Here is a 25,347-nt window from a genome sequence, read left to right on the forward strand (position 1 = left end):
CCACTGGACATGCGTACGAGTAAACGGCGTTCGATGTCAGAGATGGCGCCGCATCGACTCGATGCATCAGATGCTTATTGCCTGCGCGGCGATGGAAGCGAGATACAAGAGAGGCGTGGCGGCCCTTGGAAGATCATTTGGCGCCCAGGGGGTGTCCACCAGCGCTCCGGAGTCCCCTGTGGAGCGCCGACTCGCTGAGGTCGAGAACAGGCGGCTTCAGGCCATCAAGCGCTCGGCCTCTCGGTGAGGCCGGCTCCTTGAGGAAGCGCTTACAGCCTTTGCAGCCGCGCTGAGTGCCAGTTGGGTCGTTCTCCTCCTGGGGAGGGTGTCAGGAACCGGTGGCGTCGGTTTCGTGCTTGAGCTGGCAGCGGACGTCGACTATGCCCTCGACGGAGTGGGTGAAGTGTTCGGCGAGGGGGATCAGGCTGCCGTCGCGGACCTGGCCGGTCAGCGTGGCGATCCCCTGGGCCACGGTGACCTTGACCGCTTCGTGGGAGAGGGGGAAGAGGCGTTCGACGACGGTGCGGCGGATCTCGGTGGCGAGTTCTTCGTCGGTGCGGAGGAAGACCTTGAGGAGGTCGGCGCGGCTGACAATGCCCTTGAGGGTGCCGTCGGCGTCGACGACCGGGAGGCGCTTGATGTGCCGGTCGGCCATGAGGCGGGCGGCCTGCGGGAGCGTGGCGTCGGGGCGGATCGTGACGGCCGGGGTGGTCATCATGTTCTCGGCGCGGGTGGAGCCCGCCTTGGCGGTGTCGCCGAGGCGGCGCATCTGCTCGATCAGGCCCGGGCGGTGCTCGTGGAACTCCTCCTTGGGCAGGAGATCGGCCTCGGAGACCACGCCGACGACGTGGCCCTCGCCCTCGATGACGGGTAGGGCGGTCACCTTCCACCGCTCCATCGCGGTGGCGATGTCCTTGAAGCCGGTCGAGGGGGTGACGGCGATGACCTTGGTGGTCATGACGTCAGCGACGGTGTACGGGGTGGAGGTCATGGCGGGGTCCTCAGCGTGCGTGGGCGAGCGGGGTGCCGCTGCCGTGAGGGGCGAACAGGTCGAGGAGCCGGGTGCGGGCGGAGTCGAGCCGGTCGGCGATGACCGCGCCCACGGCGACGGAAACGGAGCGACCGACGGCCGAGTCCTCGTTGCACAGCCGGCGTACGGCCGCTGCGTCGAACTCCAGGGCGCGCACTTCGCGGGAGGCGGTGGCTCCCAGGTGCCAGCTGTAGGGAGGGAACATCCAGGACCAGCCGAGGAGCTCGCCGTAGCCGAGGGTGTCGACGACCACGTTCTTGTGGCCGGGGACGTGGGTGTCGAGGTCCACGGTGCCGCACTGGATGATCCAGAACTTCTCGGCCCGTCGGCGTTCGTCGAAGATACGGGTGCCGACCGGGAAGGTCACCTGGTGGGAGTGGGCGAGCAGGGCTTCGCGGGCTTCCGGTGCCATCGCTTCGAGGATGGTGTGCATGGTGCTCATGGAGTGCCTCCAACCCTTCGCATCCACCGTGCTCGGTGGGCCGCCGTGTCCGGGAGGGCCGCGCGGTGCACACCGCGGGGACCGTCCGGCCCCGGTCAGCGGACCAGGACGGCCTCCCCGGACTTGGGTACGACGGCCGTCCATTTCAGTTCGTGGTCGATGCGGTCCCGCAGGGTTTCGGAGGCGGTCTCCTCGCCGTGGACGAGATAGGTGGTGTGCGGGGCCGGGGCGGCGCGCAGCCAGTCGATGATCTGGCCTGCGTCGGCATGCGCGGAGAAGTGCGGTACGTCGGCGACCTCGGCGCGTACGGGGACGTACTCGCCGAACATCTTGAGCGTGCGGGCGCCATCCACGAGGTCGCGAGCCCGGGTGCCGGCCGCGGCGAAGCCGACGATGACCACGGCGTTACGGGGGTCGGGCAGGATCCGGTGGAGGTGGTGCAGCACGCGGCCGCCGGTGGCCATGCCGGCGGAGGAGACGATGATGGCCGGCCCGGTGGCGTTGTTGATGTCGATCGACTCCTGGACGGTGCGGGCGGCCAGGAAGGGCTCCGGGCTGATCGCAGCCTGGCCTTGGGCGAGGATCTCGGGACGCAGCTCGGGGGAGTGGGCCCGTACGGCGTCGCGGTAGACGTCGAGGGCGGCGAGGGCCATGGGGCTGTCGACGTACACGGGTACGTGGCGGGGCAGGGTGCCGTCGCTGCGCAGGGTGGCCAGCTCGTGCAGGACGACCTCAGTGCGGTCGATCGCGAAGGCCGGGATGACCACGGTCCCGCCACGGGACAGCGTCCGAGTGATCACCGAGGTGAATTCGCGCTGTGCGCTCTCGTGGTCGTGGCGGCGGTTGCCGTACGTCGACTCCATCAACAGGACGTCGGCGCCGGAGAACGGCTCGGGCGGCAGCAGGAGCGGGTGGCCGGGGCGGCCGAGGTCGCCGCTGACGGCGAGGGTGTGGCCGTCCTCCAGGGTCAGGTGCGCCCAGGCGGAGCCCAGGATGTGACCGCCGTGGTGCAGCGTCAGCTTCGTGCCGGCCATGATCTCGACCTCGCTACCCACCGGTACCGGGTCGAAGTACTTGATCGTCTGGTCGACGTCGTCATCGTCGTAGAGCGGCTTGGCGGGGCGGTGCTTGGACCAGCCGTGCTGGTTCGCGTGCTCGGCGGCTTCCATCTGGAGGCGGGCGCTGTCCCGGAGCACGATCTCCGCGAGCCGGGCGGTGTGGGCGCTGGTCAGGATGGGGCCGCGGAACCCGTGTCGGACCAGTCGCGGCAGGTAGCCGCAATGGTCCAGATGGGCGTGGGTCACGACGACGGCATGGATGTCCGAGGCGTCGCAGGGCAGCTTGCCCCAGTTGCGACGGCGCAGGTCCGCGACACCCTGGAAGAGTCCGCAGTCGACCAGGATCCGGGCGTGGTCGCTCTCCACCAGGAACTTGCTGCCGGTCACCGTCCGCACTCCGCCGAGGAACCTCAGCAGGGCCGGGCGGGCGGAAGCAGGGGACGGGGCTGGCTGGGACATGGCAGCAGCCCTCCTTCCGGAACGGGTGCCGGTCTCCACCGTCGCACCGGAGCGCCCTGTCCGCTGGGGACCTACCGGCCCGAGATGGGGGCCGACCGGCCCAAGCGGGACGGAGGGACACAGGCAGAGCCTGACGGTGACCCCCTCCCGCACAGCCCACAGAGAGAAGGCCGCGCCATGAAGGCTCTCGTCTTCCACGGGCCCGGACAGACCTCCTGGCAGGACGTCCCGGACCCCTCCGTCAAGGACGCCGCCGACGCGATCGTCCGGGTCGACGCCGTCACCATCTGCGGCACCGACCTGCACATCATCAAGGGCGACGTCCCCGAAGTGACACCCGGCCGCATCCTGGGCCACGAGGCAGTCGGGACCATCGTCGAGACCGGCGGTGACGTCCGCAGCGTCCGCCCCGGCGACCGCGTCCTGATCTCCTGCATCTCCGCGTGCGGCCGCTGCCGCTTCTGCCGCGAAGGACACTACGGCCAGTGCCGAGGAGGCGGCGGCTGGGTCCTGGGCCACACCATCGACGGCACCCAGGCCGAATACGTACGCGTCCCCTTCGCCGACCTCTCCCTCCACCCCCTTCCCAGCGCTCTGGCAAGCCACGAGGCGGTCCTGCTCGCGGACATCTTCCCCACCTCGTACGAGGTGGGCGTCCTCAACGGCGCCGTGCGCCCCGGCGACACGGTCGTCGTGGTCGGTGCCGGACCCATCGGGCTGGCCGCCATCGCCACGGCACAGCTCTACAGCCCGTTCCGCATCGTCGCCGTCGACCTCGCGGCCTCCCGCCTGGCAGCCGCACGGGATCTGGGGGCCGATGCGACCGCCAGCGCGCAGGAGGAGCCGGAGCAGCTGGTGGAGGACCTCACGGACGGGCTCGGCGCGGATGTCGTCATCGAGGCCGTCGGTGTGCCCGAGTCGTTCGAGATGTGCACCCGCATGGTCCGTCCGGGCGGACGCGTCGCCAACATCGGCGTCCACGGCAAGCCGGCAGTCCTCCACCTCGAAGACCTGTGGGTCAAGGACGTCACCATCACCACCGGTCTCGTCGACACCTCATCCACGCCCATGCTGCTGCGCATGATGGCCGCCGGCCGCCTCCCCGGCACCGCGATGGTCACCCACCGTTTCGAGCTGGACCAGATGGAAGAGGCGTACGACGTCTTCTCGCGCGCCGGCGAAACCGGCGCCCTCAAGGTCGTGCTCGGCGGACCGCAGCACGACACGGTCGCCGTACCGCCCCAGGAGCAGTGAGTGCCGTGAAGAGCACACCGAGCACCCACCCGCAGCAGTCCGGCGAGACGACCGGACGCACCGACCTGGGCCGCCGCCTGGCGGCCCGCCGCGAAGCCCTCGGCCTGAGCCGCGACGAACTGGGCCGGCGGTGCGGGGCCGACGGCACGTACATCGCCTACCTCGAGGAGCACGCCGCCAGTCCTGCCATCGGCACCCTCGTCCGGGTGGCCGACGCCCTCGGCCTCACCGTCGACGACCTGACCGGAGCCAGCGCCCACCGCGTCGCCGGCCGGGCCACCGCCCGGCGCGACAGTACGCTCGTACCGCTGGACGAGACCGAATGCCGGCGGCTGCTGAACACGCACGGCGTCGGTCGCATCGCCGTCTTCACCCCCGACGGCCCGGCCGTCCTCCCCGTCAACTACCTCGTCACAGGACCCGACATCGCCTTCCGCACCTCCGCGGAAGCCGTCACGGCACGAGCGGCGGGTACCGAGGTCGCCTTCGAGATCGACAACATCGACGACGTGACCGCCACGGGTTGGAGCGTGCTGGCCGTGGGCGAACTCGCAGCCGTTACCGACCAGCACGAAATCCAGCACCTCAACGCCACGGCGCGCTCCCAACCTTGGGCCGGTGGTCCGCGCAGCCACTGGATGGAGCTCACCCCCGCCCGGATCACGGGCCGCCGCGTGGTGCACGACTCATGAGCGACCTGCGCGCGGTCGTCTTCGACACCGACGGGGTGCTCCTCGCCACGGCGGACCGCCACGCGGCCGCCTGGAAGGAGACCTTCGACGGCTGCCTGCCCGAGTGGCAGCCGTCGTACGCCGGGGTACGACCGCGTCCGTTCGACGCCGTGCGCGAATACCGGGACCTGGTCGACGGCAGGTCCCGCCTCGACGGCGTGCGCGCCTTCCTCGGCGCCCGTCACATCGGCCTCCCGCCAGGAACGCCCGGGGATCCGCCCGGGTGCGCCACCGTTCACGCGGTCGCCGCCCGCAAGGAGGAGGTCTTCTCCGCGATGCTGCGGACCGACGGCGTCCGCACCTTCGACGACGTACGGCCCGCGCTCCAGCGACTACGGGAGATGGAGGTGCGATGCGCAGCCGTCTCGGCTTCGCGGCACGCCCGCTCCCTCCTGGAGTCCGCCGAGCTCATCGGCTACTTCGACACCCTGGTGGACGGCCAGGACGCGGCCGCCCTTGCCCTTCCGGGCAAACCCGACCCTGCCCTCTTCCTCGAAGCTGCCGGCCGTCTCGGCGCGGCCCCCGCTCACACCGCCGTGGTGGAGGACGCACTCGCCGGCGTCGAAGCGGGACACCAAGGCCGTTTCCGCCTGGTAGTGGGACTCAACCGCGAAGCCGACCCGCACATGAGGGACGCCCTGCGCGCACACGGCGCCCACCTCGTGCTCCCCGACCTCGGCGGGCTGCCCGCCGCACTCGAAGGCGACCGCCCGTGACCACGGCCTGGTGCTGGGAGTACCCCCACTACGACCCCAAGGCCGAGCGGCTGGTCGAGTCCCTGTGCACCCTGGGCAACGGCCGCTTCGCCACGCGCGGTTCAGCGCCCGAGAGCATCGCCGACGACATCCATTACCCGGGCACCTACCTCGCAGGCTGCTTCAACCGGCTCGCCTCCACCATCGGCGGACGAACAGTCTCCAACGAGGACATGGTCCGGCTGCCGGACTGGACCGCTCTGCGGTACCGCTGCCTGCCCGCGGGTGCACCGCCCGGCGACTGGCTCACACCCGACCACCCGACCTTGCGCCACAGCCACGTGTCGCTGGACCTCCGTGCCGGGACGCTTACCCGCCGCATGCTCTTCCACGACGCCGAGGGCCGCCGCCTGGGCGTCACCCACACCCGCCTCGTCCACATGGGCGACCCGAACCTGGCTGCGCAGAACACGGTGTTCAGAGCGTACGGCTGGAGCGGCATGATCGAGATCGAGTCCGTGCTCGACGGAGACGTCACCAACGCGGGAGTCGACCGCTACCGCGCCCTGGCAGGGCGGCATCTCGTCGAGCACCGGGCCGGAGTGGAGGCGGAGGGCACCGCCTGGCTGTCCTGCACCACGACCACCTCCCGGGTAAAGATCGGGCTCGCGGTCCGGACATCAGCACGTCCTGCGGCACCGGTAGGCCGGGCATGCACAGCCACCACCGCCACGCAGACGTTCGTCCTGCCGATCAAGCGGACCGCCCCGGTCGTCGTGGTGAAGACAGCCGCCCTGTGTACCTCGCTCGACCGTCCCCCGGTCGATCCGCTGCGGTGGAGCATCGACTGCGCCACGCACGCCCCGGACTTCCCTTCCTTGCTGGCCTCCCACCGGGCGTCCTGGCAGCGCCTCTGGAGCGAAGGCGAGTTGAAAGTACCGGGAGAGACGGGCAAGGTTCTGCGGCTGCACGCCTTCCACGTGCTGCAGACCCTCTCGCCGCACACCGCGGAGCTCGACGCCGGCGTCCCCGCCCGGGGCCTTCACGGCGAGGCATACCGGGGTCACGTCTTCTGGGACGAGCTGTTCGTCCTGCCCTACCTCGCCCTCCACCTCCCCGAGACCGCTCGCGCCCTGCTGATGTACCGGCACCGACGGCTCCCCGCGGCCTTGGAGGCCGCCCGCCGGGCTGGGGTGAAGGGAGCGATGTTTCCCTGGCAGAGTGGTGGTTCCGGCAGCGAGGAGACGCAGCGGCTGCACCTCAATCCGCGCTCCGGCCGCTGGCTGCCCGACCACTCGCACCTCCAACACCATGTGGGGTCGGCCATCGCCTGGAACGTGTGGCGGTACGGCCAGGCCACCGGTGACGCCGGATTCATGCACGGCCCGGGCGCCGAACTCCTGCTGCACACCGCCCACTTCTGGGCCGGCGCAGCGAGATGGGACACCGGCCTCGGCCGCTACCGGATCCGCGGCGTCGTCGGCCCGGACGAGTACCACGACGCCTACCCGGCCGCCGCCGCTCCCGGTATCGACGACAACGCTTACACCAACGTCACCGCCGCGTGGGTACTTGCCCGCGCACTCGACCTGTACGGGGAACTTCCGGCAGCCCGACGCGCCGAGCTCCTCACGATACTGGGCATCGGCCCCGACGACCTCACCGCCTGGGAGGACGTCTCGCACCGCCTGTATGTGCCGTTCCATCGCGGCGTGATCAGCCAGTTCCACGGCTACGGGGACCTCGCCGAGCTGGACTGGGAAGGCTACCGCGCCCGCTACCACGACATCCGCCGCCTGGACCGCATCCTGGAAGCCGAAGGCGACACGCCCAACCGCTACCAGGCGTCCAAGCAGGCCGACACTCTCATGCTCGGCTACCTCTTTGGCCCCACGGAACTCGAGCAATTGTTCCTTCGGCTCGGACATCGCCTCGACGACGGCCTCTGGCGCAGGACGGTGGACTACTACCAGCGGCGCACCTGCCACGGGTCGACGCTCAGCAGCCTCGTCCACGGCTGGGTCATTGCCCGGGAGCAGGGCCCGGACGCGTGGCGCTACTGCCAGGAAGCCCTGCTCAGTGACATCACCGACGTCCAGGGCGGCACCACCGGCGAAGGGATCCACCTCGGTGCCATGGGCGGCACCCTCGACCTCGTCGAGCGCGGCATCGTCGGACTCGAGCCCCACGACGACGGCCTGCACATCGACCCGGTGCCCCTCTCCGAAGTGCCCCGGGCCTCGTTCTCGATCTCCTACCTGGGGCACCGGGACATCCGTATCCGGTTCCGGCCCGGACGGTTCGGCATCAGCGTGCCCACCTCGCCCCTGGGCCCGGTGCCCTTGGTTCTGCCCGGCGATCGACAGGAACGTATTGCCGCAGGCCAGGAACGGTGGTTCCGGCTGCCCAAGAGCTGACCCGGTAGCCACCCCGTGCTCGCGTGGCGGGGCGATCGCGATGCGCACACTGTGGATGTATCAGCCGTTGGAAGGGTGAACGGGATGGACAGGCAGCATGAGGCTCCGCGGATCGTCGTGGGCGTCGACGGATCGCCCTCGTCCCAGGCCGCACTGCGCTGGGCGGTCCGGTACGCAGGGTTGGTGAACGGGCGAGTGGAAGCGGTCGCGGCGTGGGACCTTCCCGGTGCCGCTTCGTGGTCGGCTCCCGCGGTGGACACCGACTTCGACGAGGAGGAGGCCGAGCGGCGTCTGGTCGAGGAGGTCCACACGGTTCTCGGTGAGGACGGCGCCTCCTCCGTGCACCAGCGTCTGGTGCGCGGCAATCCGGTCGATGTCCTGGTGGATGCGGCAGAGGGTGCGGACATGCTGGTCGTGGGCAGCCGCGGTCGCGGCAGCTTCAGCCGAGCCATGCTCGGTTCGGTGAGCCAGCAGGCGGCGCTCCATGCGCCGTGCCCGATCACCATCGTCCGGGCGGACATCCCGGTCGAGTGATCCCGCCGCGGGCATGCCCGGCGTACGGGCAGTGGGCCACGGCTTCAGGCTGCAGCGTGACCTCCTGAGCCCAGCGCGCACATCGTCGGCCGTGACGACGCGTGGTGGCCTGCTCCTGTGTACGCAGGTGCGGCGAGACTGACTTCCGTGACACCTGGGGCGGGTGCCGGCTACGACGCCAGCCCCTGGGATCGTTGGCCTGCTCCTGCGAGCGCCGACTCGGTGCCGGGGCCCGGGGCCGATCGGCCCCGCTCCGCAGCGTCCCAATCGGCCCCCGGGGATGGTCCCCTCGGCACTGCGGTCCCCTTGGCCTACCGCGTGATCGTGGAACCCGGACGCCACCCCGGCGCCACCTTCCGAAGTGGGTGACCACGATGCAGCGCATTCGGATCCAGACCCGGCCCACGCAGCCCCACAAGCCCGCCCCGCTGGATCTGCGCACGCCGTCCGGCCGCCCCTTGCCGTACTGATCCCTGCCGACCTGCAGCCACCGGAGGACGTCGTGGGACACACGCGACGCGTCGTCCGTTCACCGCGCTCGGCCGAAGCGACACATCGGCCGGGTCGGCGGCAAGAACGCCTCCCTCGGAAAGCTGACCGGACAGCTGACCGCGGCCGGCTTGCGTGTGCCGCCCGGCTTCGCCACCACCGCCGACGCCCCTCCTCCCGCGGGTCCAGGCCCCGGGCAGTCCGGTGAGCCTGTGCGGACAGCGCCCCAGCGACGACCCGGCCTACGCCGCCTTCCTCGTCCGCGCCGGAATCGACTCGATCTCCGTCGCCCCCGACAGCTTCGCCGCCGTCAAGCAGCACGTCGCCTCCGCTGAAGCGGAGCGCTACGGGGAGGACCGAATGGCCCCGGTAGGGATCCGTCCGGCCCAAGCGGAGCAGCCGCCGGCCGCGTGACAGTGGCATCAGACCCGCACCAAGGAATCAAGGAGCACCCGCCATGAGCACCAAGCGCGTCCTGGTCGCCTACGGCACCAAGCACGGCGCCACCGCAGGCATCGCCGAACAGATCGGCAAGACCCTCCGCGAGGACGGTCTCGACGCCGTCGTGCTGCCCGCCGACGACGTCCACGACGTCCGCGCCTACGACGCCGTCGTCCTCGGCGGCGCCCTCTACGCCGGCCACTGGAGCAGCAAGGCCAAGCACTGCGCAGCACGCAACGCCGAATCCCTTCGGCACCGCCCGGTCTGGATGTTCAGCAGCGGCCCCCTCGACCGCTCGGCCGAGGAACACGACATCCCCCCGGTCTCCGCCGTCGCCCGTGAGATGCAGCTGGTCGGCGCGCGCGAGCACATGACCTTCGGCGGCAGCATCACGGCCCACACCCCGGGATTCCTCGCCAAGGCACTGACCCGCCAGGGCAAGGGCGGCGATTTCCGCAACCCCGAACGGATCCAGAAGTGGGCCCACCACATCAGCGCCGAGCTCGTCGCCGCCTGAAGGGACGGCCCTGCTCGGCACGCACCAGCACGGAGGCGTGCCATGCGACAGCGGACGCAAGGGACGGGGGGCAACCCGCTCAGGCGGGATGCCGACCGCGCCCGGACCCGAATGCATGCCGCCTTCGCGCTGACCTGCCTCCTGGCCGTCATCGCCGGTGTCGCCCTCGGACGAGCCGCTTGGACGGACGGCAACCGCGCTGCCGAGGACATCGCGCGCCACCGGCACACCGTGACGGCCACCACGGTCAGCGAGGCCACCTACCGAGCGGGAGACCAGCCGAGCAGCCGGCCTGTCACCGTGGCGAGCGCCACGTGGCGCTACCCCTCTCAGCGCCCGCACACGGCGACCATTCCCGTTCCGGCAGGAACCCGGAACGGTGACACGGTCCGGGTGTCGGTCGACGGGAACGGCAGTGCGGCCACAGCGCCGCCCGGCCAGGCCGACATCGCTCTGAAGGCGGTCGGAGTCGGCGCCGGAGCGCTGGCCGGGATCGTGCTCGCAGGCAGCGCCCTCGTCGTGGTGCGCCTGCGAATCGTAGACGCGCGCAGCATACGGGCCTGGGAATCCGAGTGGGCGAGCATCGAGCCCCTCTGGTCCGGCCGCCTTCGCCCCGGTCAGGGAGCCGGCGATGACTGACACCGGCGCCGGCCCGGACCTCGGGCCGGACACCGCGCCGGATCCCCTGGAACCCCTTCCCCTGCTCCGTCGCGAGCTGCACACCGGCCCTCTGGGCCTGTCGAGCCGGGAGGCGGCACGCCGGCTGGCCGTCTACGGCCCGAACGAGGTCCGCCGCACCGCCCGGACAAGTGTCCTGAGGGAACTGCTGCGGCAACTGGTCCACCCGCTGGCACTGCTGCTGTGGGCTGCGGCGGCCCTCGCCTTCACCGCATCCATACCGGTGCTCGGCTGGGCGATCGTCGCGGTCATCCTCGTCAACGCCGGATTCGCCCTCGTCCAGGAACAGCAGGCCGAGAAGGCCGTCGAAACCCTGGCCCGATTCCTTCCCGCACAGGCCCGGGTGATCCGCGACGGACAGGTACAGCGCATCCCGGCGCGGGAGCTGGTTCCCGGCGACCTCATCGCCCTCGACGAGGGCGACCGGGTACCCGCCGACGCCCGCCTGACCGAGGGAGGAATCGAGGCCGACCTTTCCATGCTGACGGGCGAGTCCACCCCCGTCGAGCGTCTTGCCGGCCCGGGGCTGGAAGGCCTTTCCCTGCTGCAGGAGCCCAACCTCGTCTTCAGCGGCACCACCGCCACCGAGGGGCAGGCGCAGGCGATCGTCTTCGCCACCGGAGACCACACCGAACTCGGCCGGATCGCTGCCCTCAGCCAGCGCACCCGCCGCGAACCGAGTCCACTGGAGACGCAGGTCAAGAAGGTCGCCTGGCTGATCGCAGCGGTCGCGGTCGGCATGGGCGCCGTCTTCCTCGTGACGGGAGTGGCGGTCGGCCTGCCGCTGACCGACTCGCTCATGTTCGCCATCGGCCTGCTCGTCGCGAACGTGCCCGAAGGACTGCTGCCCACCATCACCCTCGCCCTCGCCGTGGGCGTCCGCGTCCTCGCCCGGCAGGGCGCGGTGGTCAAGCGGCTGAGCGCGGTGGAGACCCTCGGCTCCACCAACGTCATCTGCACCGACAAGACCGGCACCCTCACCCGCAACCGGATGAGCCTGCACGCCACCTGGACTCCGCCCCACCCGGAGGCGAGCGGTTCGGAGGGCGCCGAACTGGTCCGTGCCGCCGCCCAGTGCACGACCGTCACCCGCGAGAGGGACGGCCGGCTGCACGGCGACCCGACCGAGATCGCGCTGGTGGAAGGAGCCGCACAACATGCTGCGCCGCTCGACCCGGCCGACCGGGACGCCCGCCGCCGAGCCTGCTTCCGCTTCGACCCGCGCCTGCGTCGCATGTCTGTGGTCCAAGACGGGGAACCCGGCAGCCTCCGCGTGATCGTCAAGGGCGCCCCCGAGGCCGTCCTGGCGCTACTGGCCGCAGGAGAGCCCACCGAGGAGGCCCAGGACGCCGCCGACACCCTGGCCGCGGACGGCATGCGCGTGCTGGCCGTCGCGGTACGTGAACTGCCGTCCGACACGGCGGCTGCAATGTCGCAGCGGCAGGCCGTGGAGCGGGACCTTCACCTGCTCGGGCTGGTCGGCCTGTACGATCCGCCGCGCCCCGAGGTCGCCGCCGCGGTCCGGCGCTGCCACGAGGCGGGCCTCACCGTCCACATCGTCACCGGCGACAACGGTGCCACCGCCGCCGCCGTGGCCCGCGCCGTCGGCATCGGTACACCGAATCTGCAGGTCATCGCCCAGTCCGAGGCGATCGACGACCACGAGCTGGACCACCTCCTCCGCCAGGACGGCACGGAGATCGTCTTCGCCCGCTCCTCGCCCGAGACCAAGCTGAAAGTGGCCGATGCCCTCCGGGCGCACGGCCAGATCGTGGCCATGACCGGCGACGGGGTGAACGACGCCCCGGCCCTGCACCGTGCCCACATCGGCGTGGCCATGGGCCTCTCGGGCACCGACGTCGCCCGCGAGGCGTCGACCATGGTCCTGACCGACGACAACTTCGCCACCATCGTCACGGCCATCGAGTCCGGCCGCCGTGTCTACGACAACGTCCGGAAGTTCATCGTCTACATCTTTGCCCACCTCACCCCCGAGGTCGTGCCCTTCCTGGTGTTCGCCCTCTCCGCCGGGGCCGTGCCGCTGCCGCTGACCGTCCTGCAGATCCTCGCCATCGACCTGGGTACCGAGACCCTTCCCGCCCTTGCCCTCGGCCGTGAGCGCGCCGAGCCGGGGGTCATGTCCCGACCGCCCCGGCCCAGTTCCCAAAGCGTGATCAACAAGGACATGCTCGTGCGCAGCTGGGGCTGGCTCGGCACCGTCTCCGCGGTCCTCGTCATGACCGCGTTCTTCTATGTCCTGTGGCGCGCAGGCTGGCACCCCGGCGACCCCACCGGACCCGGGACCCCCCTGCACCACGCCTACCTCACCGCGACCACCGCCACCTTCGCGGGCATCGTCACCTGCCAGGTCGGCACGGCCATCGCCGCCCGAACCGACCACGCGGCCCTGCGCGACGTCGGCTTCTTCAGCAACCCGCTGCTGCTGGCCGGCATCGCCTTCGAACTCGTCTTCACCGCGGCGCTCGTGTACGCGCCGCCACTCCAGAGCCTCTTCGGCACCGCCGCCCTCCCGCTGGACGTCGTCCTCCTCATCGCGGTCTTCCCACCGCTGGTCTGGGGAAGCGACGAGATCCGACGCTGGGCCCGACGCCGACACCACCGCATTTGACCCACCGGAGGAATGCCATGTCGCACACGACCGAATGGAAGACCCACGTCTACCTCTTCGAGGAAGACCACGCGACCAAGGTCCGCGTAGAACTCGACACCGCAACCACCCGTCTCACGGGCCACGGCACCGCGCGCTGCAACCCCGCGGACAAGGACGTGCCCGAGATCGGCGACGAACTCGCGGCCGCCCGGGCACTGGAGAACCTGGCGGAACAGCTCAAGCGCACCGCCTACGGAGACATGGCAGCAGCGGGCGCCGCACCGCAGCACGCTCCCCTCACGGCCTACGACCTTGGGTGAGAGGGCGGCTCTGCGGCAGTGGGCTCAGACTGGACCCATGGGTGACGGGCCGGCGATCGAGCTGACCGGGCTGACCAAGCGGTACGGGCCGGTCATGGGAGTCGACCGCCTGAGCCTCACTGTGGAACCAGGTGAGGTGTTCGGCTTCCTCGGTCCGAACGGCGCGGGAAAGACGACCACGCTGCGGTGCCTGACCGGGCTGCTCCGGCCGAGTGAGGGACGCGTGAGAGTACTCGGTCTGGACCCCATCGCAGATCACCGCCGGGTGGCCCCACAGCTGGGGTACCTGCCGGGTGAACTGCGCCTGTACCCGGAACTCTCCGGAGCGGAGACGCTCGATCTGCTGTCCGCGCTCCAGGGAGCACCTGTGCCCCGCCGCGGTGAGCTGTGCGACCGGCTGGAGCTGACGCGCGCGGTCCTCTCCCGCCCCGTCGGGGGCTACTCGCGGGGCATGAAACAGAAGCTCGGGCTGGTGCAGGCGATGCAGCACGATCCGCACCTGGTGGTGCTCGACGAACCGACCGAGGGACTCGACCCGTTGGTCCAGGAGACGTTCTTCGCACTGCTGGGCGAGGCGGCTGCCAACGGACGCACCGTGCTGCTCTCCAGCCACATCCTGCCGGAGGTGCAGCGCACGTGCGAGCGGGTGGCGATCATCCGGGACGGACGACTGGTCACGGTCCAGAGCGTCGCCGGCCTGCGCGAGGCCCGTGCCCGACGCATCAGGCTGTCCTTCGCGGACGGGCAGGGAGCACGGCCACTGGGCGACGCAGAGCGTTGGGCCCCGCGCTGGCACGGGGGCCGGGTGGAACTGCTCGTACCCCCGAGCGAGGTGGTGGGCGCCCTGCGCACACTGCTCGGCCTGCCGGTGGACGACGTCACGGTGGAGGAAGCCGGGCTGGACGAGGCCTTCATGGACCTGTATCGCAACGGCGCCGTGCGGGAGAAGCCGTGAAACGGCAGTGGCCGCTGTTGTGGCTCGCCCTGTACCGGCGGCGCCGGATGCTGGTCGCCCTGATCGTCGGGATGGCCGTCTTCGAGGCGCTCATCGTCGTGGTCGCCAACGCGATCCCGCCCGGTCAGCTCTTCTCGGGGGACGGGAAGGGACCGCCCTCGGCCTACCGGGCCTTCAGCGGGTCCAGCGGCGACGTGTCGATCGCCAGCTACCCCGGGCTGCTGGGCGCCGGCCTCACCCACCCGTTCTGCATCGCCATGCAGCTCACCGCGATCGGTTCGCTCGCCGCGGCCGCGGTGGCAGCGGACGTGGAATCCGGAACCGTGGAACTCGTCATGGTGCGTCCGGTCAGCCGCACCCGGCTGCTGACCGAACGAACGGCCGCACTCGTACTCGCGGCCGTGGCCCTGAACCTGGCAGCGACCGTCACGGTCGCGGTGGGGGTGGCGCTGTCGCCGGACATCCACCGGGCGGTGCCGATCGGCGGAGTGTTCGCCGCCGGGGTCATGGGCCTCGGCTTCGCCCTGTGCCTGATCGGGCCGGCGATGGCCGTATCGGCGGCGGGACGACGGCGGGCCCAGGTGGTCGGCGCGACCATCGCGATCGGAGCCGTGGGATTCGCCGTCAACTTCATCGCTCTGGCATGGGCCCCGGCAGCCCCGCTGAGGTTCCTGAGCCCGTTCCACTACTACGCCCCGGGCGACGCCTTGGCCAAAGGCGCCGTGCTCTGGCCCCAGCTCGGGATCCTTGTCGGAGCGGGAGTGCTGGGCATCCTGCTGGCTCACCTCCTGCTCCAACGCCGAGACCTCGCGCCGTGAGCGCAGCTGCGGTCGAGAGGCCGGAGCAGCGGCCGACCCCGTGCCCGAGTCCGCGGTGGCCTCAATACGGCCAGGACCAGTCCGCGACCTCCGGGAGGTCGGTGCCGTGCTCGCGGATCCAGTCGTGGTGGCGGATGCGCTGGTCGGCCATGGCCTGACGCAGCCCCTCGGCCCGGCCGGCCAGGCCAGGGACGCGGTCGATGACGTCCATCACGAGCCGGTACCGGTCCATGTCGTTGCGCACGACCATGTCGAAGGGGGTGGTCGTCGTTCCGGACTCCTTGTACCCCCGCACGTGCAGATTCGGGTGGCCGGTGCGGCGGTAGGCCAGCCGGTGGATGAGCCACGGGTAGCCGTGGTAGGCGAAGATCACCGGCTTGTCGGTGGTGAAGAGCGCGTCGTACTCGGCACTCGTCATGCCGTGGGGGTGTTCCTCGTGGGGCATGAGCCGGGCGATGTCGACGACGTTGACGACGCGGACGGCCAGCGAGGGGAGGTGCTCGCGGAGCAGAGCCGCGGCGGCCAGCACCTCCATGGTGGGCACGTCACCGGCGCAGGCGAGTACGACGTCCGGTTCGCGGGAGCCGTGGTCGGTTCCCGCCCACTCCCAGACGCCGGCACCGCGCGTCACGTGGGTGCGGGCCTCGTCGATCGGCAGCCAGTCGAAGCAGGGCTGCTTGCCGGCGACGATCACGTTGACCTGATCGCGGCTGCTCAGGGCGTGGTCGGCCACGGCGAGGAGGGTGTTGGCGTCCGGCGGCAGGTAGACCCGTACGACCTCGGGGCTCTTGTTGAGGACGTGGTCGACAAATCCGGGGTCCTGGTGGGAGAAGCCGTTGTTGTCCTGGCGCCAGACGTGCGAGGTGAGCAGGTAGTTGAGAGATGCGATCGGGGCCCGCCAGGACAACTCGCGCGATGCCTTGAGCCACTTGATGTGCTGGCCGACCATGGAGTCGACGATGTGCGCGAAGGCTTCGTAGGTGGAGAAGAGTCCGTGGCGGCCGGTGAGGAGGTATCCCTCCAGCCAGCCCTGGCAGACGTGTTCGGACAGGATCTCCATGACGCGGCCGTCGCGGGACAGGTTGCGGTCCGTCGTCTCCGTCATGCCTTGCCAGGCTTTTCCGGTGGCGTCGTACAGGTCGTCCAGCCGGTTCGAGGCGGTCTCATCCGGTCCGACGACCCTGAAGTCCCGCCGCGCGGCGGTGTCGCGCATGATCTGGGTCAGCAGGCGCCCCAGGACGCGGGTCGGTTCGTGGAGGCTGCTGCCTCGCTTTTCGACAGGGACGGCGTAGGTGTCGAGAGCGGGCAGCGGGAGGGGCCGCAGCAGCCGGCCACCGTTCGCGTACGGGACGGCGCCCAGGCGGTGATCGCCCTGCGGGAGGCAGGCGAGGACCTGCTCGGTGGGGCGCCCGTCGGCGTCGAAGAGCTCCTGCGGCCGGTACGAGCGCAGCCAGTCCTCCAGCTGCTTCAGGTGCGCCGGGTTCTCGCGTACCCCGGCCAGTGGGACCTGGTGAGCCCGCCACGTGCCCTCTACCGGGTCGCCGTCGACGGTCGCGGGGCCGGTCCAGCCCTTGGGGGTGCGCAGCACGATCATCGGCCAGCGTGCGCGCTCGCACTGCGTGCCGGTACCCGCTGTCCGGGCTTCATGCTGAATGAGCGCGATGCGGTCCACGGCGTGGTCCACGGCGCGGGCCATGGCGTGATGGACCTGGGCGGGGTCGCTGCCGGTCACGTACAGCGGATCGTGCCCGTAACCGCGCAGCAGCGCATCGAGCTCGTCCGCAGGGATCCGGGACAGCACCGTCGGATTGGCGATCTTGTAGCCGTTGAGGTGCAGGATCGGCAGGACCGCGCCGTCGTGGACCGGGTCGAGGAACTTGTTCGAGTGCCAGGACGCGGCCAGCGGCCCCGTCTCGGCCTCGCCGTCCCCGATGACGCAGGCGACCAGCAGGCCGGGGTGGTCGAAGGCGGCTCCGTAGGCGTGGGCGAGGGCGTAACCGAGCTCGCCGCCCTCGTGGATGGAGCCGGGCGTCTCGGGGGCCACGTGGCTCGGCACGCCGCCGGGGAAGGAGAACTGCCGAAACAGCGCGCCCATGCCGACCGCGTCCCGCGTGATGCCCGGGTAGGTCTCGGTGTACGTGCCTTCCAGCCAGGAGTTGGCGAGGATGGCCGGACCGCCGTGGCCCGGACCCCACACGCACAGGGCGTCGAGCGAGCGGTCCTTGATCACACGGTTGAGGTGGGTGTGGACGAGGTTCAGGCCGGGGGAAGTGCCCCAGTGGCCGAGCAGCCGCGGCTTGATGTGCTCCGGCCGTAGCGGCTCGGTGAGCAGCGGGTTGTCCATGAGGTAGATCTGGCCGACTGCCAGATAGTTGGCTGCGCGCCAGTGCGCGTCGAGCTCCGAGATGGGGTACGAGGTCATGCCCGCTCCTGAGTACGACGGTCCGGGACGTTCGTCGACTGAGCCGACGCCTCCACACTGCCGTCCCCGCGTCGGCGCCGCGAGGGGAGGACCGGCCCTGGGGGAGGGACTGTTGGCCCCTGTGTGCCACGGCGTTCAGCCGGGAGGGTGAGGTCAGCGGTGCCGGTCCCCCGGCCGGCGCCGCTGACCTGACGGCCGACCCTCGATGCCCCGGCATCGGTACGGAGGACAGACTCGTGAAGGACACCCTGGTTGTCGGAGTGGACGGATCCCCTCAGAGCCGGGCCGCGGCGGACTGGGCCGCCCGGGAGGCCGTACGGCGTGACCTGCCCTTGCACGTGGTCCATGCCTGGCTGTGGCAGCCGCTCGCCGGCCCGGTCGTCCAGGACCGCAACACCGAAGCGCGCCGCGCCGACGACCTCCTGAAGGAGGTCGAGGGCGAGCTCACCCGCCGGTACCCGGGGCTGGCCCTCACCGCGGAAGTGCTCTCCGACGCGCCCGTGCCGGCCCTGCTGCACGCCGCCAAGGGCGCTGAGATCCTGGTCCTCGGCTCGCGCGGGTACGGAGCCCTGGTCGGTTTCCTGCTCGGCTCATACGGTCGGCAGGTGATCGCCGCCGCCGAGTGCCCCGTGGTCTCCGTGCGCTCCTCGCACGGCAGGCCGGTGGCCGTGCCGGAAGAGGGCGAGGTCGTCGTCGGACAGCAGGGCGGCGTGGAGGAGTCCGCCGAGGTGCTGCGCGTCGCCTTCGAGGCGGCCGCGGTACGCAGGGTGCCGCTCCGTGCGGTCCGTGCCTGGAGCCTGCCGCCGGTCTACGGCTACAGTCCCGGGTCGATGTGGATCGCCGACCAGTTCGGTGGCCTGGAGCCGTACGAGAAGGCCGCGCTGGAGCAGGCGCTGGAGCCGTGGCGGCTGAAGTACCCGGCGGTCGAAGTCATCGCGCACGTGGAACAGGGCAGCGGTGGCCAGGTGCTGCTCAGCGCCGCGTCGGACGCGCAGCTGCTCGTTGTGGGCCGCCGCGTCCGCGAGTCGGCGGTGGGGGCGCACATCGGGTCCGTGGCCCATGCCGTCCTGCACCACGCGGTCTGTCCTGTCGCCGTGGTCCCGCACGCCTGATCCGGCCCGGGTCAGGGCGGAGGGCCGGGCACGCCGAGGTACAGCGTGCCCGGTCCGTCGACTATTCGGCGGACGGGACGGGGCGCTGGCTCGGCGGGACCAGCGTGTGACTGGCGATCACGGCGGCTTGGACGCGGCACTCCACGCCCAGTTTGGTGAACAGGCGCGAGATGATGTTCTTGACTGTCTTCTCCGCGAGGTACATCCGTTTGCCGATTTCCCGGTTGGTGAGTCCCTCGCTGACCAGGACGAGGACCTCCTTCTCCCGGTCGGTGAAGCCGGGCAGACCGGGGACCTGCTCCTCCTTGGGGACGTCGCCGCGCATGCGGGCCATCAGCCGGGTCGTGGCTCCGGGATCGAGCATGGACTGGCCGGCCGCGACCGTGCGGACGGCGGTGACCAGGTCGGTTCCGGTGATCTGCTTCAGCACGTAACCGGAGGCGCCCGCCATCACGGCGTCCAGCAGGGCCTCCTCGTCGTCGAACGAGGTGAGCATCAGGCAGGCCAGCTCGGGCATCCGCGAGCGCAGCTCACGGCACACGCTCACGCCGTCACCGTCCTGGAGCCGTACGTCGAGGACCGCCACCTGGGGACGCAGCGCGGGGATGCGGATCAGGGCCTGTTCCGCCGTGCCCGCCTCACCGACCACGTTCAGGTCGGGCTCCGCGTCCAGCAGGTCGTGCACCCCTCGGCGTACGACCTCGTGGTCGTCGAGGAGGAAGACCGTGATCGGCGTCCTGGTGGGGGAAGGGCCACCGCTGTCGGTCATGACACAACTCCTTCGCCTGGGTTCGTCCTGGGAGGACGAACTCCCGCATCCTGCCTGTCGAAGGGGCCGAACGGACAGGGCCGATGGCCCTCATCCGGCCCTTTCCCGCGCGACGGGGCACCCGGGGAAAGGGGATGTTCGGCCCAGCGCGGGGGCCGGTGTGGTCGTCGCCTGCGGAGCGGACGCCATCGATCCCGTCACCCACCTCGGCTGGAGCGTCGTCATCACCGGCTACGCGTGCCCGGTGACCGACGCCGACGAAGCGGCCCGGGTCGCTTCCCTGCTGCGTCCCTGGGTGGGGCGCCCCACGACCCGAGCCCTGCGGATCCGCCCCGACCTCGTCACCGGATTCCGGCTGGAAGCGGAGAGGACGCTGCCGGAGACGGCTGCCCGGGGATGATCGAGTCGGTCCCCTCAGCTCCCGGTGGGGAGCGGTGCCCGCCAGACCAGTCGGCTGCCCCCGTCGTCGGGGGTGTCCACGGTGAAGGACCCGCCCAGGCTCCGCGCCCGGTCGTCGAGGTTGAGCAGACCGCTCCTGCGGCCCTGGACCGGGATACCCCTGCCGTTGTCGGAGACCGTCAGCACGATCTCGCCCGGTTCCGCCTTGAGGGCCACGGCGACCCTGGTCGCCCCCGCGTGGCGCGCGGCGTTGCTCAGGAGCTCGCCCAGCGCCGCCATGACGTGGTCGGCCACCTCGGACGGGACGTCCGTGTCGAGCAGGCCCTCCATGCTCAGACGCGGCGGATGGCCGAGGGTGGTGGCCGCGTCGCCGACCGCCCGGGCAGCGCGGGCCCGCAGACCCGGTCCGCTCTCACGGTCCTTGGTGCGCAGACCGAAGATCGTCGACCGGATGATCTTGATTGTCTCGTCCAGGTCGTCGACCGCACGGCTGATGCGCTCGGCGGCCCCCTCGTGCTCGACGAGCCGTGCGGCGCTCTGGAGGGTCATTCCCGTGGCGAAGAGCCGCTGGATGGCCAGATCGTGCAGGTCTCTCGCGATCCGGTCGCGCTCCTCCAGCAGTGCTATCTGCTCGGCGTCACGTCGCCGCTCCGCCAGCTCCAAGGCGATTGCCGCCTGACCCGCGAAGGCGACGAGCGGCTCCAACTCGTTCTCGCCGAAGACGGGCTCGCCGGCTGCGCGCGCGAGGAGGAGCACGCCCCTGCTCTCTCCTCCGGCGGTGCCCAACGGGACCGCGACGGCAGGACCCAGCCCGCCCTGTGTCTGGGCATCGGCCGGATAGCGGTCGTCGTCCGAGGCGTGAACGACCGCCACGGGTTGCCCGGTCCGGTGAGCGGTTCCCGAGAGGGATCCCGCGAAAGGGACGACGAGTGCCTGCCGGGCCTTGCTGTCCGCACCGGCCGCGAACTCCACGAACAACCCCTCGGCGCCGGGAACCGGCATGGAGATGTCCGAGATCCGGGCGCCCGTGATCTCCCGGGCCCGGAGGGCGATGAGCTCCAGCACCGCCGGACGGGAACTGCCCGACAGCAGGCTCTCGGTGATCTCCGCATTGGCCTTGAGCCACAGCTGCTGGCGCTGCGACGCCTCGTACAGCCGCGCGTTGTCGATCGCCACGCCCGCCGCCACCGAGAGGGTGGAGATCACCGTCTCGTCCTCGGTGTCGAAATCGACGCCGCCCCGCTTGTCGGTCAGATAGAGGTTCCCGAACACCTCGTCCCGCACCCGGATCGGCACGCCGAGAAACGTGCGCATCGGCGGGTGGTGCGGCGGAAAGCCGTACGACGAGGTGTGCGCGCCGAGATCGGTGAGGCGCAAGGGCTCAGGGTGGTGGATGACCTGCCCGAGCAGACCGTGACCGGCCGGCAGGGGACCGATTTCGGCGATGGCCTCCTCGTCGAGCCCCACGGTCAGGAACTGCGACAGGGTGCGGCCGTCGGGGCCGATGACCCCCAGCGCCCCGTAGTCGGCGTCCACGAGCAGGGCCGCTGCCTCCACGATCCGGCGTAGCACCTGGGCCAGGTCCAGCTCCCGGCCCACCGAGACGACGGCCTCCAGCAGACTGTGCACCCGGTCGCGGGTGCCGCGTACGGCGTCGATACGCGCTTGGAGCTCGTCGAGCAGCTCGTCCAGCCGCAGCCGAGGCACTTGCGTCAACGGATCCCCCACACCCACGTGATTCCCCTTCGCTGCCCGCCCCGTCCGGAGCCAGCGTATCGACAGCCGGCCTTGCGGGGCGGGGAGCGGGCACGATCGCGAGTGCGGGGCCCTGCTTCCGCAGCGCCTCGCGCAACGTGCGGGTTCCAAGAGGGCTCTTGCGAACGGCGACCTGCGGAAACGTGATCACTTCGTGGGCTCTCGCAGAACTCTCACGGATGGTCATTCGTGAGAGTTCTGCGAGAGGGCGGCGTCGGTGGCCGCTCGGGGAGACCGGGAATGCTGGCGGCCTCCCCGAACGTGCGCACGTCGCTCAGGCTGTGGGCTCCGGGGTGATCTCAGCGATCAGGTCCTCGACGAGCCTCTTGATCTCGTCGCGGATCGGGCGGACGGCCTCCACGCCCTGGCCCGCAGGGTCTTCGAGCTTCCAGTCGAGGTAGCGCTTGCCCGGGAAGACGGGGCAGGTGTCGCCGCAGCCCATGGTGATGCACACGTCCGAGGCCCTGACCGCGTCGATCGTGAGGATCTTCGGCGTCTGGGCGGACATGTCGATGCCGACCTCGCGCATCGCCTCGACCGCAGCCGGGTTGACCGAGGCCGCGGGGGCGGAACCGGCGGAGCGGACCTCGACACGGTCACCGGCGAGGTGGGTCAGCCATGCGGCGGCCATCTGCGAGCGGCCGGCGTTGTGGACGCAGACGAACAGAACGGAGGGCTTCTCGGACACGGGTCTCTTCTCCAGGCAGGTATGCAGGCGGGCATCAGCCGACAATGACATCAGGACCCGGTGGTGTCAGTCACCACTGATGTGAAAGTATCAGTCCATGATGACGTCAGTCGACGCTGACCTGATCCGGGTCCTCGCAGACCCCCTCAGGCTCCAGATCGTGACCCTGCTCGCCCGCGAGACGCTGTGCACCACGCACCTCGTGGAGGAGACCGGTGCCAAGCAGACCAACCTCTCCAACCATCTGAAGGTGCTCAGGGAGGCCGGGCTCGTGGACACCGAGCCGTGCGGCCGCTACGTCTACTACAAGCTGCGCCCGGACGTCATCGCCCAGCTCGCCGGCCAGTTCGCCGACCTGGCCGCCTCCGCACGCACCGCTGCCGAGAACAAGAGGGCCTGTCCGTGACCCCCACCCAAGCTCCCGCGGCGACCGAAGACGTCTCGGTCGTCCGGAAGCTCTCGACCCTGGACCGCTTCCTCGCGGTCTGGATCCTGATCGCCATGGGCCTCGGGCTCGGGCTCGGGCGGCTGATCCCCGGCCTGAACGACGCGCTCGCCAAGGTGGAGATCGGCGGGATCTCCCTGCCGATCGCCGTCGGCCTGCTCGTCATGATGTACCCGGTGCTGGCGAAGGTCCGCTACGACAAGCTCGACGCTGTCACCGGCGACCGCAGGCTGATGATCTCCTCACTGGTCATCAACTGGATCCTCGGCCCCGCCCTGATGTTCGTCCTGGCCTGGATCTTCCTCGCGGACCTGCCCGAGTACCGGACCGGCCTGATCATCGTCGGCCTCGCCCGCTGCATCGCCATGGTCATCATCTGGAACGACCTCGCTTGCGGCGACCGAGAGGCCGCCGCCGTCCTGGTCGCCCTGAACTCGGTCTTCCAGGTCCTGGCCTTCGGCGTCCTGGGCTGGTTCTACCTCGACCTGCTGCCCGGTTGGCTCGGTCTCGGCGACGGAGAGCACCTCGACATCTCCATGTGGAAGATCGCCCTCAACGTGGTCATCTTCCTCGGCGTCCCGCTGCTGGCGGGGTTCCTGACCCGACGCATCGGCGAGAAGAAGCTGGGCCGCGAGACCTACGAGGCGAGGGTCCTGCCGCAGATCGGCCCCTTCGCCCTCTACGGGCTGCTCTTCACGATCGTCATCCTCTTCGCCCTCCAGGGCGCGACCATCACCTCCCAGCCGCTCGACGTCGCCCGGATCGCGCTCCCGCTACTCGTCTACTTCGCGGTGATGTGGTTCGGCACCTTCGCCCTCGGCAAGGCCATCGGTCTCCACTACGACCGCACCGCGACGCTCGCGTTCACCGCGGCGGGCAACAACTTCGAGCTGGCCATCGCGGTTGCCATCGCCACCTTCGGCGTCACCAGCGGGCAGGCCCTGTCCGGAGTCGTCGGCCCCCTCATCGAGGTCCCCGTCCTGGTCGCGCTGGTGTACGTGTCGCTGGCTTGGCGCGGGAGATTCACGGACGCCGCCGGTGCCGCTGCGGCCGGCCGACCCTGTTCTGGGCTTCGGCGTTCAGCTTCCGCGCGGCAGCAGTGACAGCCTCACGAAAGTGCCCGCTCTGCCATAGGGCTTTCGCGCCGTCCCAGACTCACGGGTGCATCGCTGAGGCGCTGATCTGGGGCGCGTTGTCACCCAGGCGCTCGCGAACCTCTGCTTCACGCACGAGCGCAACGTCGGCTCGCTGGGCCGCCTCACGATGTTGCGCGAGTTCGGTGCGCGCCCACGCGATGTCGATGGCCATCCACGCATCATCGCCCCCGCCGCCGACACCCGGGCGCGAACGCTCGATACACGATCAGCCGACCCCTGGGCTGCGGCGCTCCAGCAGGACCACGTCCCGCCAGGCGCCGCGATGGCGGCCGATGCGCTCGCGGATGCCGATGACCCGGAATCCGGCCCGCGCGTGGACGGCGAGGCTGGCGGCGTTCTCGGGGAAGATCCCGGACTGGATCGTCCAGATCCCCGCGGCCTCGGTCGACTCCACCAGCGCCGCCAGGAGCTGCCCGGCGACACCGCGGCCCCGGGCGCCGGGGTGGACGTAGACGGAGTGCTCGACAACGCCCGCGTACGCGCAACGGTCGGAGACCCGGGTGGCGGCAACCCAGCCGAGCAACTTGCCGTCGGTGTCGAGCGCGGCGAAGCGGTGCTCAGGCAGCCTCGCCGCGTCGAACTCGGCCCAGGTCGGGGCGGTGGTCTCGAAGGTGGCGTTGCCCTCGTCGATACCCGCCTGGTAGATCGCCAGGACCTCGTCAGCGTGCCCGTCGGTCAGCGGCGTGATGGTGATGCTCACGCGGTGGCCGCGCGGGTGAGGAGCTGACCCATGGCCGCGAGGACGGTCGGTTCGACCCGGTAGTACACCCAGGTCCCGCGCCGTTCGGAGGAGAGCAGGCCCGCCTCGCGGAGCTTCTTCAGGTGGTGGGAGACGGTGGGCTGGGAGACGCCGACGTCGGAGATGTCGCACACGCACGCCTCACCGCCCTCGTGGGAGGCGACGGCGGAGAACAGGCGCAGGCGTACCGGGTCGCCGAGGGCCTTGAACATCAGGGCGGTCCGTTCGGACTCCTCGGCCGTCAGTGGGCGCTCGGTCAGGGGTGGGCAGCACGGGGCCACGGCCTCCGGCTCCAGCAGCGGCAACACCTTCACAGTGGACATGCCCCCATCATCCTTTGAACTTCGACAGATGTCTATGTTGACCAACGTCGATGTCAAGTGCATCCTTGAGACGTCAGGACATCGACAGA

At 70.7% G+C, this 25,347-nt stretch carries 25 protein-coding genes and 1 pseudogene; 16 read left to right on the top strand and 10 right to left on the bottom strand.

All coding sequences use genetic code 11. The features are described from left to right. Positions 1 to 328: 328 nt before the first annotated feature. The 3 genes from E6U81_RS24335 to E6U81_RS24345 all read right to left on the bottom strand — a co-directional run bounded on the left by E6U81_RS24335 (position 329) and on the right by E6U81_RS24345 (position 2,989). Positions 329 to 991 carry a CBS domain-containing protein gene (locus tag E6U81_RS24335; RefSeq protein ID WP_136232218.1) on the bottom strand — a complete coding sequence of 221 codons (663 nt, stop codon included), beginning with the start codon at positions 989 to 991 and terminating at the stop codon, positions 329 to 331. A 10-nt stretch (positions 992 to 1,001) separates the two neighbouring features. Continuing rightward, positions 1,002 to 1,472: a cyclic nucleotide-binding domain-containing protein gene (locus tag E6U81_RS24340; protein ID WP_136232219.1), complete on the bottom strand. Its 471-nt coding sequence runs from the start codon at positions 1,470 to 1,472 to the stop codon at positions 1,002 to 1,004. 95 nt (positions 1,473 to 1,567) lie between these two features. Then, positions 1,568 to 2,989 carry an MBL fold metallo-hydrolase gene (locus E6U81_RS24345; RefSeq protein ID WP_136232220.1) on the bottom strand — a complete coding sequence of 474 codons (1,422 nt, stop codon included), beginning with the start codon at positions 2,987 to 2,989 and terminating at the stop codon, positions 1,568 to 1,570. Positions 2,990 to 3,166: 177 nt separating this feature from the next. Between E6U81_RS24345 and E6U81_RS24350 the strand changes: the two genes are divergently transcribed. From E6U81_RS24350 to E6U81_RS24410, 12 genes are all read left to right on the top strand, one after another. Beyond that, complete coding sequence (locus E6U81_RS24350) at positions 3,167 to 4,243, top strand: zinc-dependent alcohol dehydrogenase family protein (RefSeq protein ID WP_136232221.1); 1,077 nt, start codon at positions 3,167 to 3,169, stop codon at positions 4,241 to 4,243. Between the two features lie 5 nt (positions 4,244 to 4,248). Further along, positions 4,249 to 4,935 (top strand): pyridoxamine 5'-phosphate oxidase family protein, encoded by a 687-nt coding sequence (locus tag E6U81_RS24355; RefSeq protein WP_240803990.1) that lies wholly within the window; start codon positions 4,249 to 4,251, stop codon positions 4,933 to 4,935. Further along, positions 4,932 to 5,690 carry an HAD-IA family hydrolase gene (locus tag E6U81_RS24360; RefSeq protein WP_136232223.1) on the top strand — a complete coding sequence of 253 codons (759 nt, stop codon included), beginning with the start codon at positions 4,932 to 4,934 and terminating at the stop codon, positions 5,688 to 5,690. The genes E6U81_RS24355 and E6U81_RS24360 overlap by 4 nt, the downstream gene beginning before the upstream one ends. Continuing rightward, a complete protein-coding gene (locus tag E6U81_RS24365) occupies positions 5,687 to 8,086 on the top strand; it encodes a glycosyl hydrolase family 65 protein (protein WP_136232224.1) in 2,400 nt (799 codons plus the stop codon). Before E6U81_RS24360 ends, E6U81_RS24365 begins: the two co-directional genes overlap by 4 nt. An 84-nt stretch (positions 8,087 to 8,170) precedes the next feature. Then, a complete protein-coding gene (locus tag E6U81_RS24370) occupies positions 8,171 to 8,620 on the top strand; it encodes a universal stress protein (protein ID WP_206310011.1) in 450 nt (149 codons plus the stop codon). A 624-nt stretch (positions 8,621 to 9,244) separates the two neighbouring features. After that, complete coding sequence (locus tag E6U81_RS24380; protein ID WP_276615820.1) at positions 9,245 to 9,523, top strand: putative PEP-binding protein; 279 nt, start codon at positions 9,245 to 9,247, stop codon at positions 9,521 to 9,523. Positions 9,524 to 9,566: 43 nt separating this feature from the next. After that, a complete protein-coding gene (locus E6U81_RS24385) occupies positions 9,567 to 10,067 on the top strand; it encodes a flavodoxin domain-containing protein (RefSeq protein WP_136232225.1) in 501 nt (166 codons plus the stop codon). A 111-nt stretch (positions 10,068 to 10,178) separates the two neighbouring features. Further along, positions 10,179 to 10,706 (top strand): hypothetical protein, encoded by a 528-nt coding sequence (locus E6U81_RS24390; protein ID WP_136232226.1) that lies wholly within the window; start codon positions 10,179 to 10,181, stop codon positions 10,704 to 10,706. Next, positions 10,699 to 13,374 carry a cation-transporting P-type ATPase gene (locus E6U81_RS24395; protein ID WP_136232227.1) on the top strand — a complete coding sequence of 892 codons (2,676 nt, stop codon included), beginning with the start codon at positions 10,699 to 10,701 and terminating at the stop codon, positions 13,372 to 13,374. The genes E6U81_RS24390 and E6U81_RS24395 overlap by 8 nt, the downstream gene beginning before the upstream one ends. 17 nt (positions 13,375 to 13,391) lie before the next feature. Then, a complete protein-coding gene (locus E6U81_RS24400) occupies positions 13,392 to 13,676 on the top strand; it encodes a dsRBD fold-containing protein (protein ID WP_136232228.1) in 285 nt (94 codons plus the stop codon). A 37-nt stretch (positions 13,677 to 13,713) separates the two neighbouring features. Next, complete coding sequence (locus E6U81_RS24405; protein ID WP_136232229.1) at positions 13,714 to 14,631, top strand: ABC transporter ATP-binding protein; 918 nt, start codon at positions 13,714 to 13,716, stop codon at positions 14,629 to 14,631. After that, positions 14,628 to 15,449, top strand: coding sequence for an ABC transporter permease subunit (locus tag E6U81_RS24410; RefSeq protein WP_136232230.1), 822 nt, complete (start codon positions 14,628 to 14,630; stop codon positions 15,447 to 15,449). The genes E6U81_RS24405 and E6U81_RS24410 overlap by 4 nt, the downstream gene beginning before the upstream one ends. 61 nt (positions 15,450 to 15,510) lie before the next feature. Here the strand turns inward: E6U81_RS24410 and E6U81_RS24415 are convergent, their stop codons facing one another. After that, positions 15,511 to 17,871 (bottom strand): phosphoketolase family protein, encoded by a 2,361-nt coding sequence (locus tag E6U81_RS24415; protein WP_136232231.1) that lies wholly within the window; start codon positions 17,869 to 17,871, stop codon positions 15,511 to 15,513. A gap of 236 nt (positions 17,872 to 18,107) precedes the next feature. Between E6U81_RS24415 and E6U81_RS24420 the strand changes: the two genes are divergently transcribed. After that, positions 18,108 to 18,983 carry a universal stress protein gene (locus E6U81_RS24420; protein ID WP_136232232.1) on the top strand — a complete coding sequence of 292 codons (876 nt, stop codon included), beginning with the start codon at positions 18,108 to 18,110 and terminating at the stop codon, positions 18,981 to 18,983. Between the two features lie 61 nt (positions 18,984 to 19,044). Here the strand turns inward: E6U81_RS24420 and E6U81_RS24425 are convergent, their stop codons facing one another. Further along, positions 19,045 to 19,752, bottom strand: coding sequence for a response regulator transcription factor (locus E6U81_RS24425; RefSeq protein ID WP_136232233.1), 708 nt, complete (start codon positions 19,750 to 19,752; stop codon positions 19,045 to 19,047). Positions 19,753 to 19,909: 157 nt separating this feature from the next. On the opposite strand from E6U81_RS24425, the pseudogene E6U81_RS24430 reads away from it, so the two are divergent. Continuing rightward, positions 19,910 to 20,152: pseudogene (locus E6U81_RS24430) on the top strand (pyridoxamine 5'-phosphate oxidase family protein); the annotation flags it as partial. A 14-nt stretch (positions 20,153 to 20,166) separates the two neighbouring features. Here E6U81_RS24430 and E6U81_RS24435 read toward each other — a convergent pair. Together E6U81_RS24435 and E6U81_RS24440 are read right to left on the bottom strand one after the other, a co-directional pair. Continuing rightward, entirely contained in the window at positions 20,167 to 21,885 is a 1,719-nt protein-coding gene (locus E6U81_RS24435) for a GAF domain-containing sensor histidine kinase (protein ID WP_136232234.1), read from the bottom strand. Positions 21,886 to 22,180: 295 nt separating this feature from the next. Next, entirely contained in the window at positions 22,181 to 22,594 is a 414-nt protein-coding gene (locus E6U81_RS24440; protein ID WP_136232235.1) for an arsenate reductase ArsC, read from the bottom strand. Between the two features lie 97 nt (positions 22,595 to 22,691). On the opposite strand from E6U81_RS24440, the gene E6U81_RS24445 reads away from it, so the two are divergent. Both E6U81_RS24445 and arsB read left to right on the top strand, forming a co-directional pair. Further along, positions 22,692 to 23,000, top strand: coding sequence for a metalloregulator ArsR/SmtB family transcription factor (locus E6U81_RS24445; RefSeq protein WP_136232236.1), 309 nt, complete (start codon positions 22,692 to 22,694; stop codon positions 22,998 to 23,000). Continuing rightward, complete coding sequence (gene arsB / locus E6U81_RS24450; protein ID WP_240803992.1) at positions 22,997 to 24,142, top strand: ACR3 family arsenite efflux transporter; 1,146 nt, start codon at positions 22,997 to 22,999, stop codon at positions 24,140 to 24,142. Before E6U81_RS24445 ends, arsB begins: the two co-directional genes overlap by 4 nt. Before the next feature lie 52 nt (positions 24,143 to 24,194). On the opposite strand, the gene E6U81_RS39985 is transcribed toward arsB, so the two are convergent. Genes E6U81_RS39985 through E6U81_RS24460 form a run of 3 tightly spaced genes read right to left on the bottom strand, consistent with a single transcriptional unit; the run spans position 24,195 to position 25,258 of the window. Beyond that, positions 24,195 to 24,347, bottom strand: coding sequence for a hypothetical protein (locus tag E6U81_RS39985; protein ID WP_168714724.1), 153 nt, complete (start codon positions 24,345 to 24,347; stop codon positions 24,195 to 24,197). 54 nt (positions 24,348 to 24,401) lie between these two features. Continuing rightward, positions 24,402 to 24,896 (bottom strand): GNAT family N-acetyltransferase, encoded by a 495-nt coding sequence (locus tag E6U81_RS24455; RefSeq protein WP_136232237.1) that lies wholly within the window; start codon positions 24,894 to 24,896, stop codon positions 24,402 to 24,404. Beyond that, positions 24,893 to 25,258, bottom strand: a complete 366-nt coding sequence (locus E6U81_RS24460) for a metalloregulator ArsR/SmtB family transcription factor (protein WP_136232238.1) — start codon at positions 25,256 to 25,258, stop codon at positions 24,893 to 24,895. The genes E6U81_RS24455 and E6U81_RS24460 overlap by 4 nt, the downstream gene beginning before the upstream one ends. Positions 25,259 to 25,347 lie beyond the last annotated feature (89 nt).

Origin of the sequence: Streptomyces sp. A0592, from assembly GCF_004795115.1 — a bacterium.
In the GTDB taxonomy this organism is placed as follows: domain Bacteria; phylum Actinomycetota; class Actinomycetes; order Streptomycetales; family Streptomycetaceae; genus Streptomyces; species Streptomyces erythrochromogenes.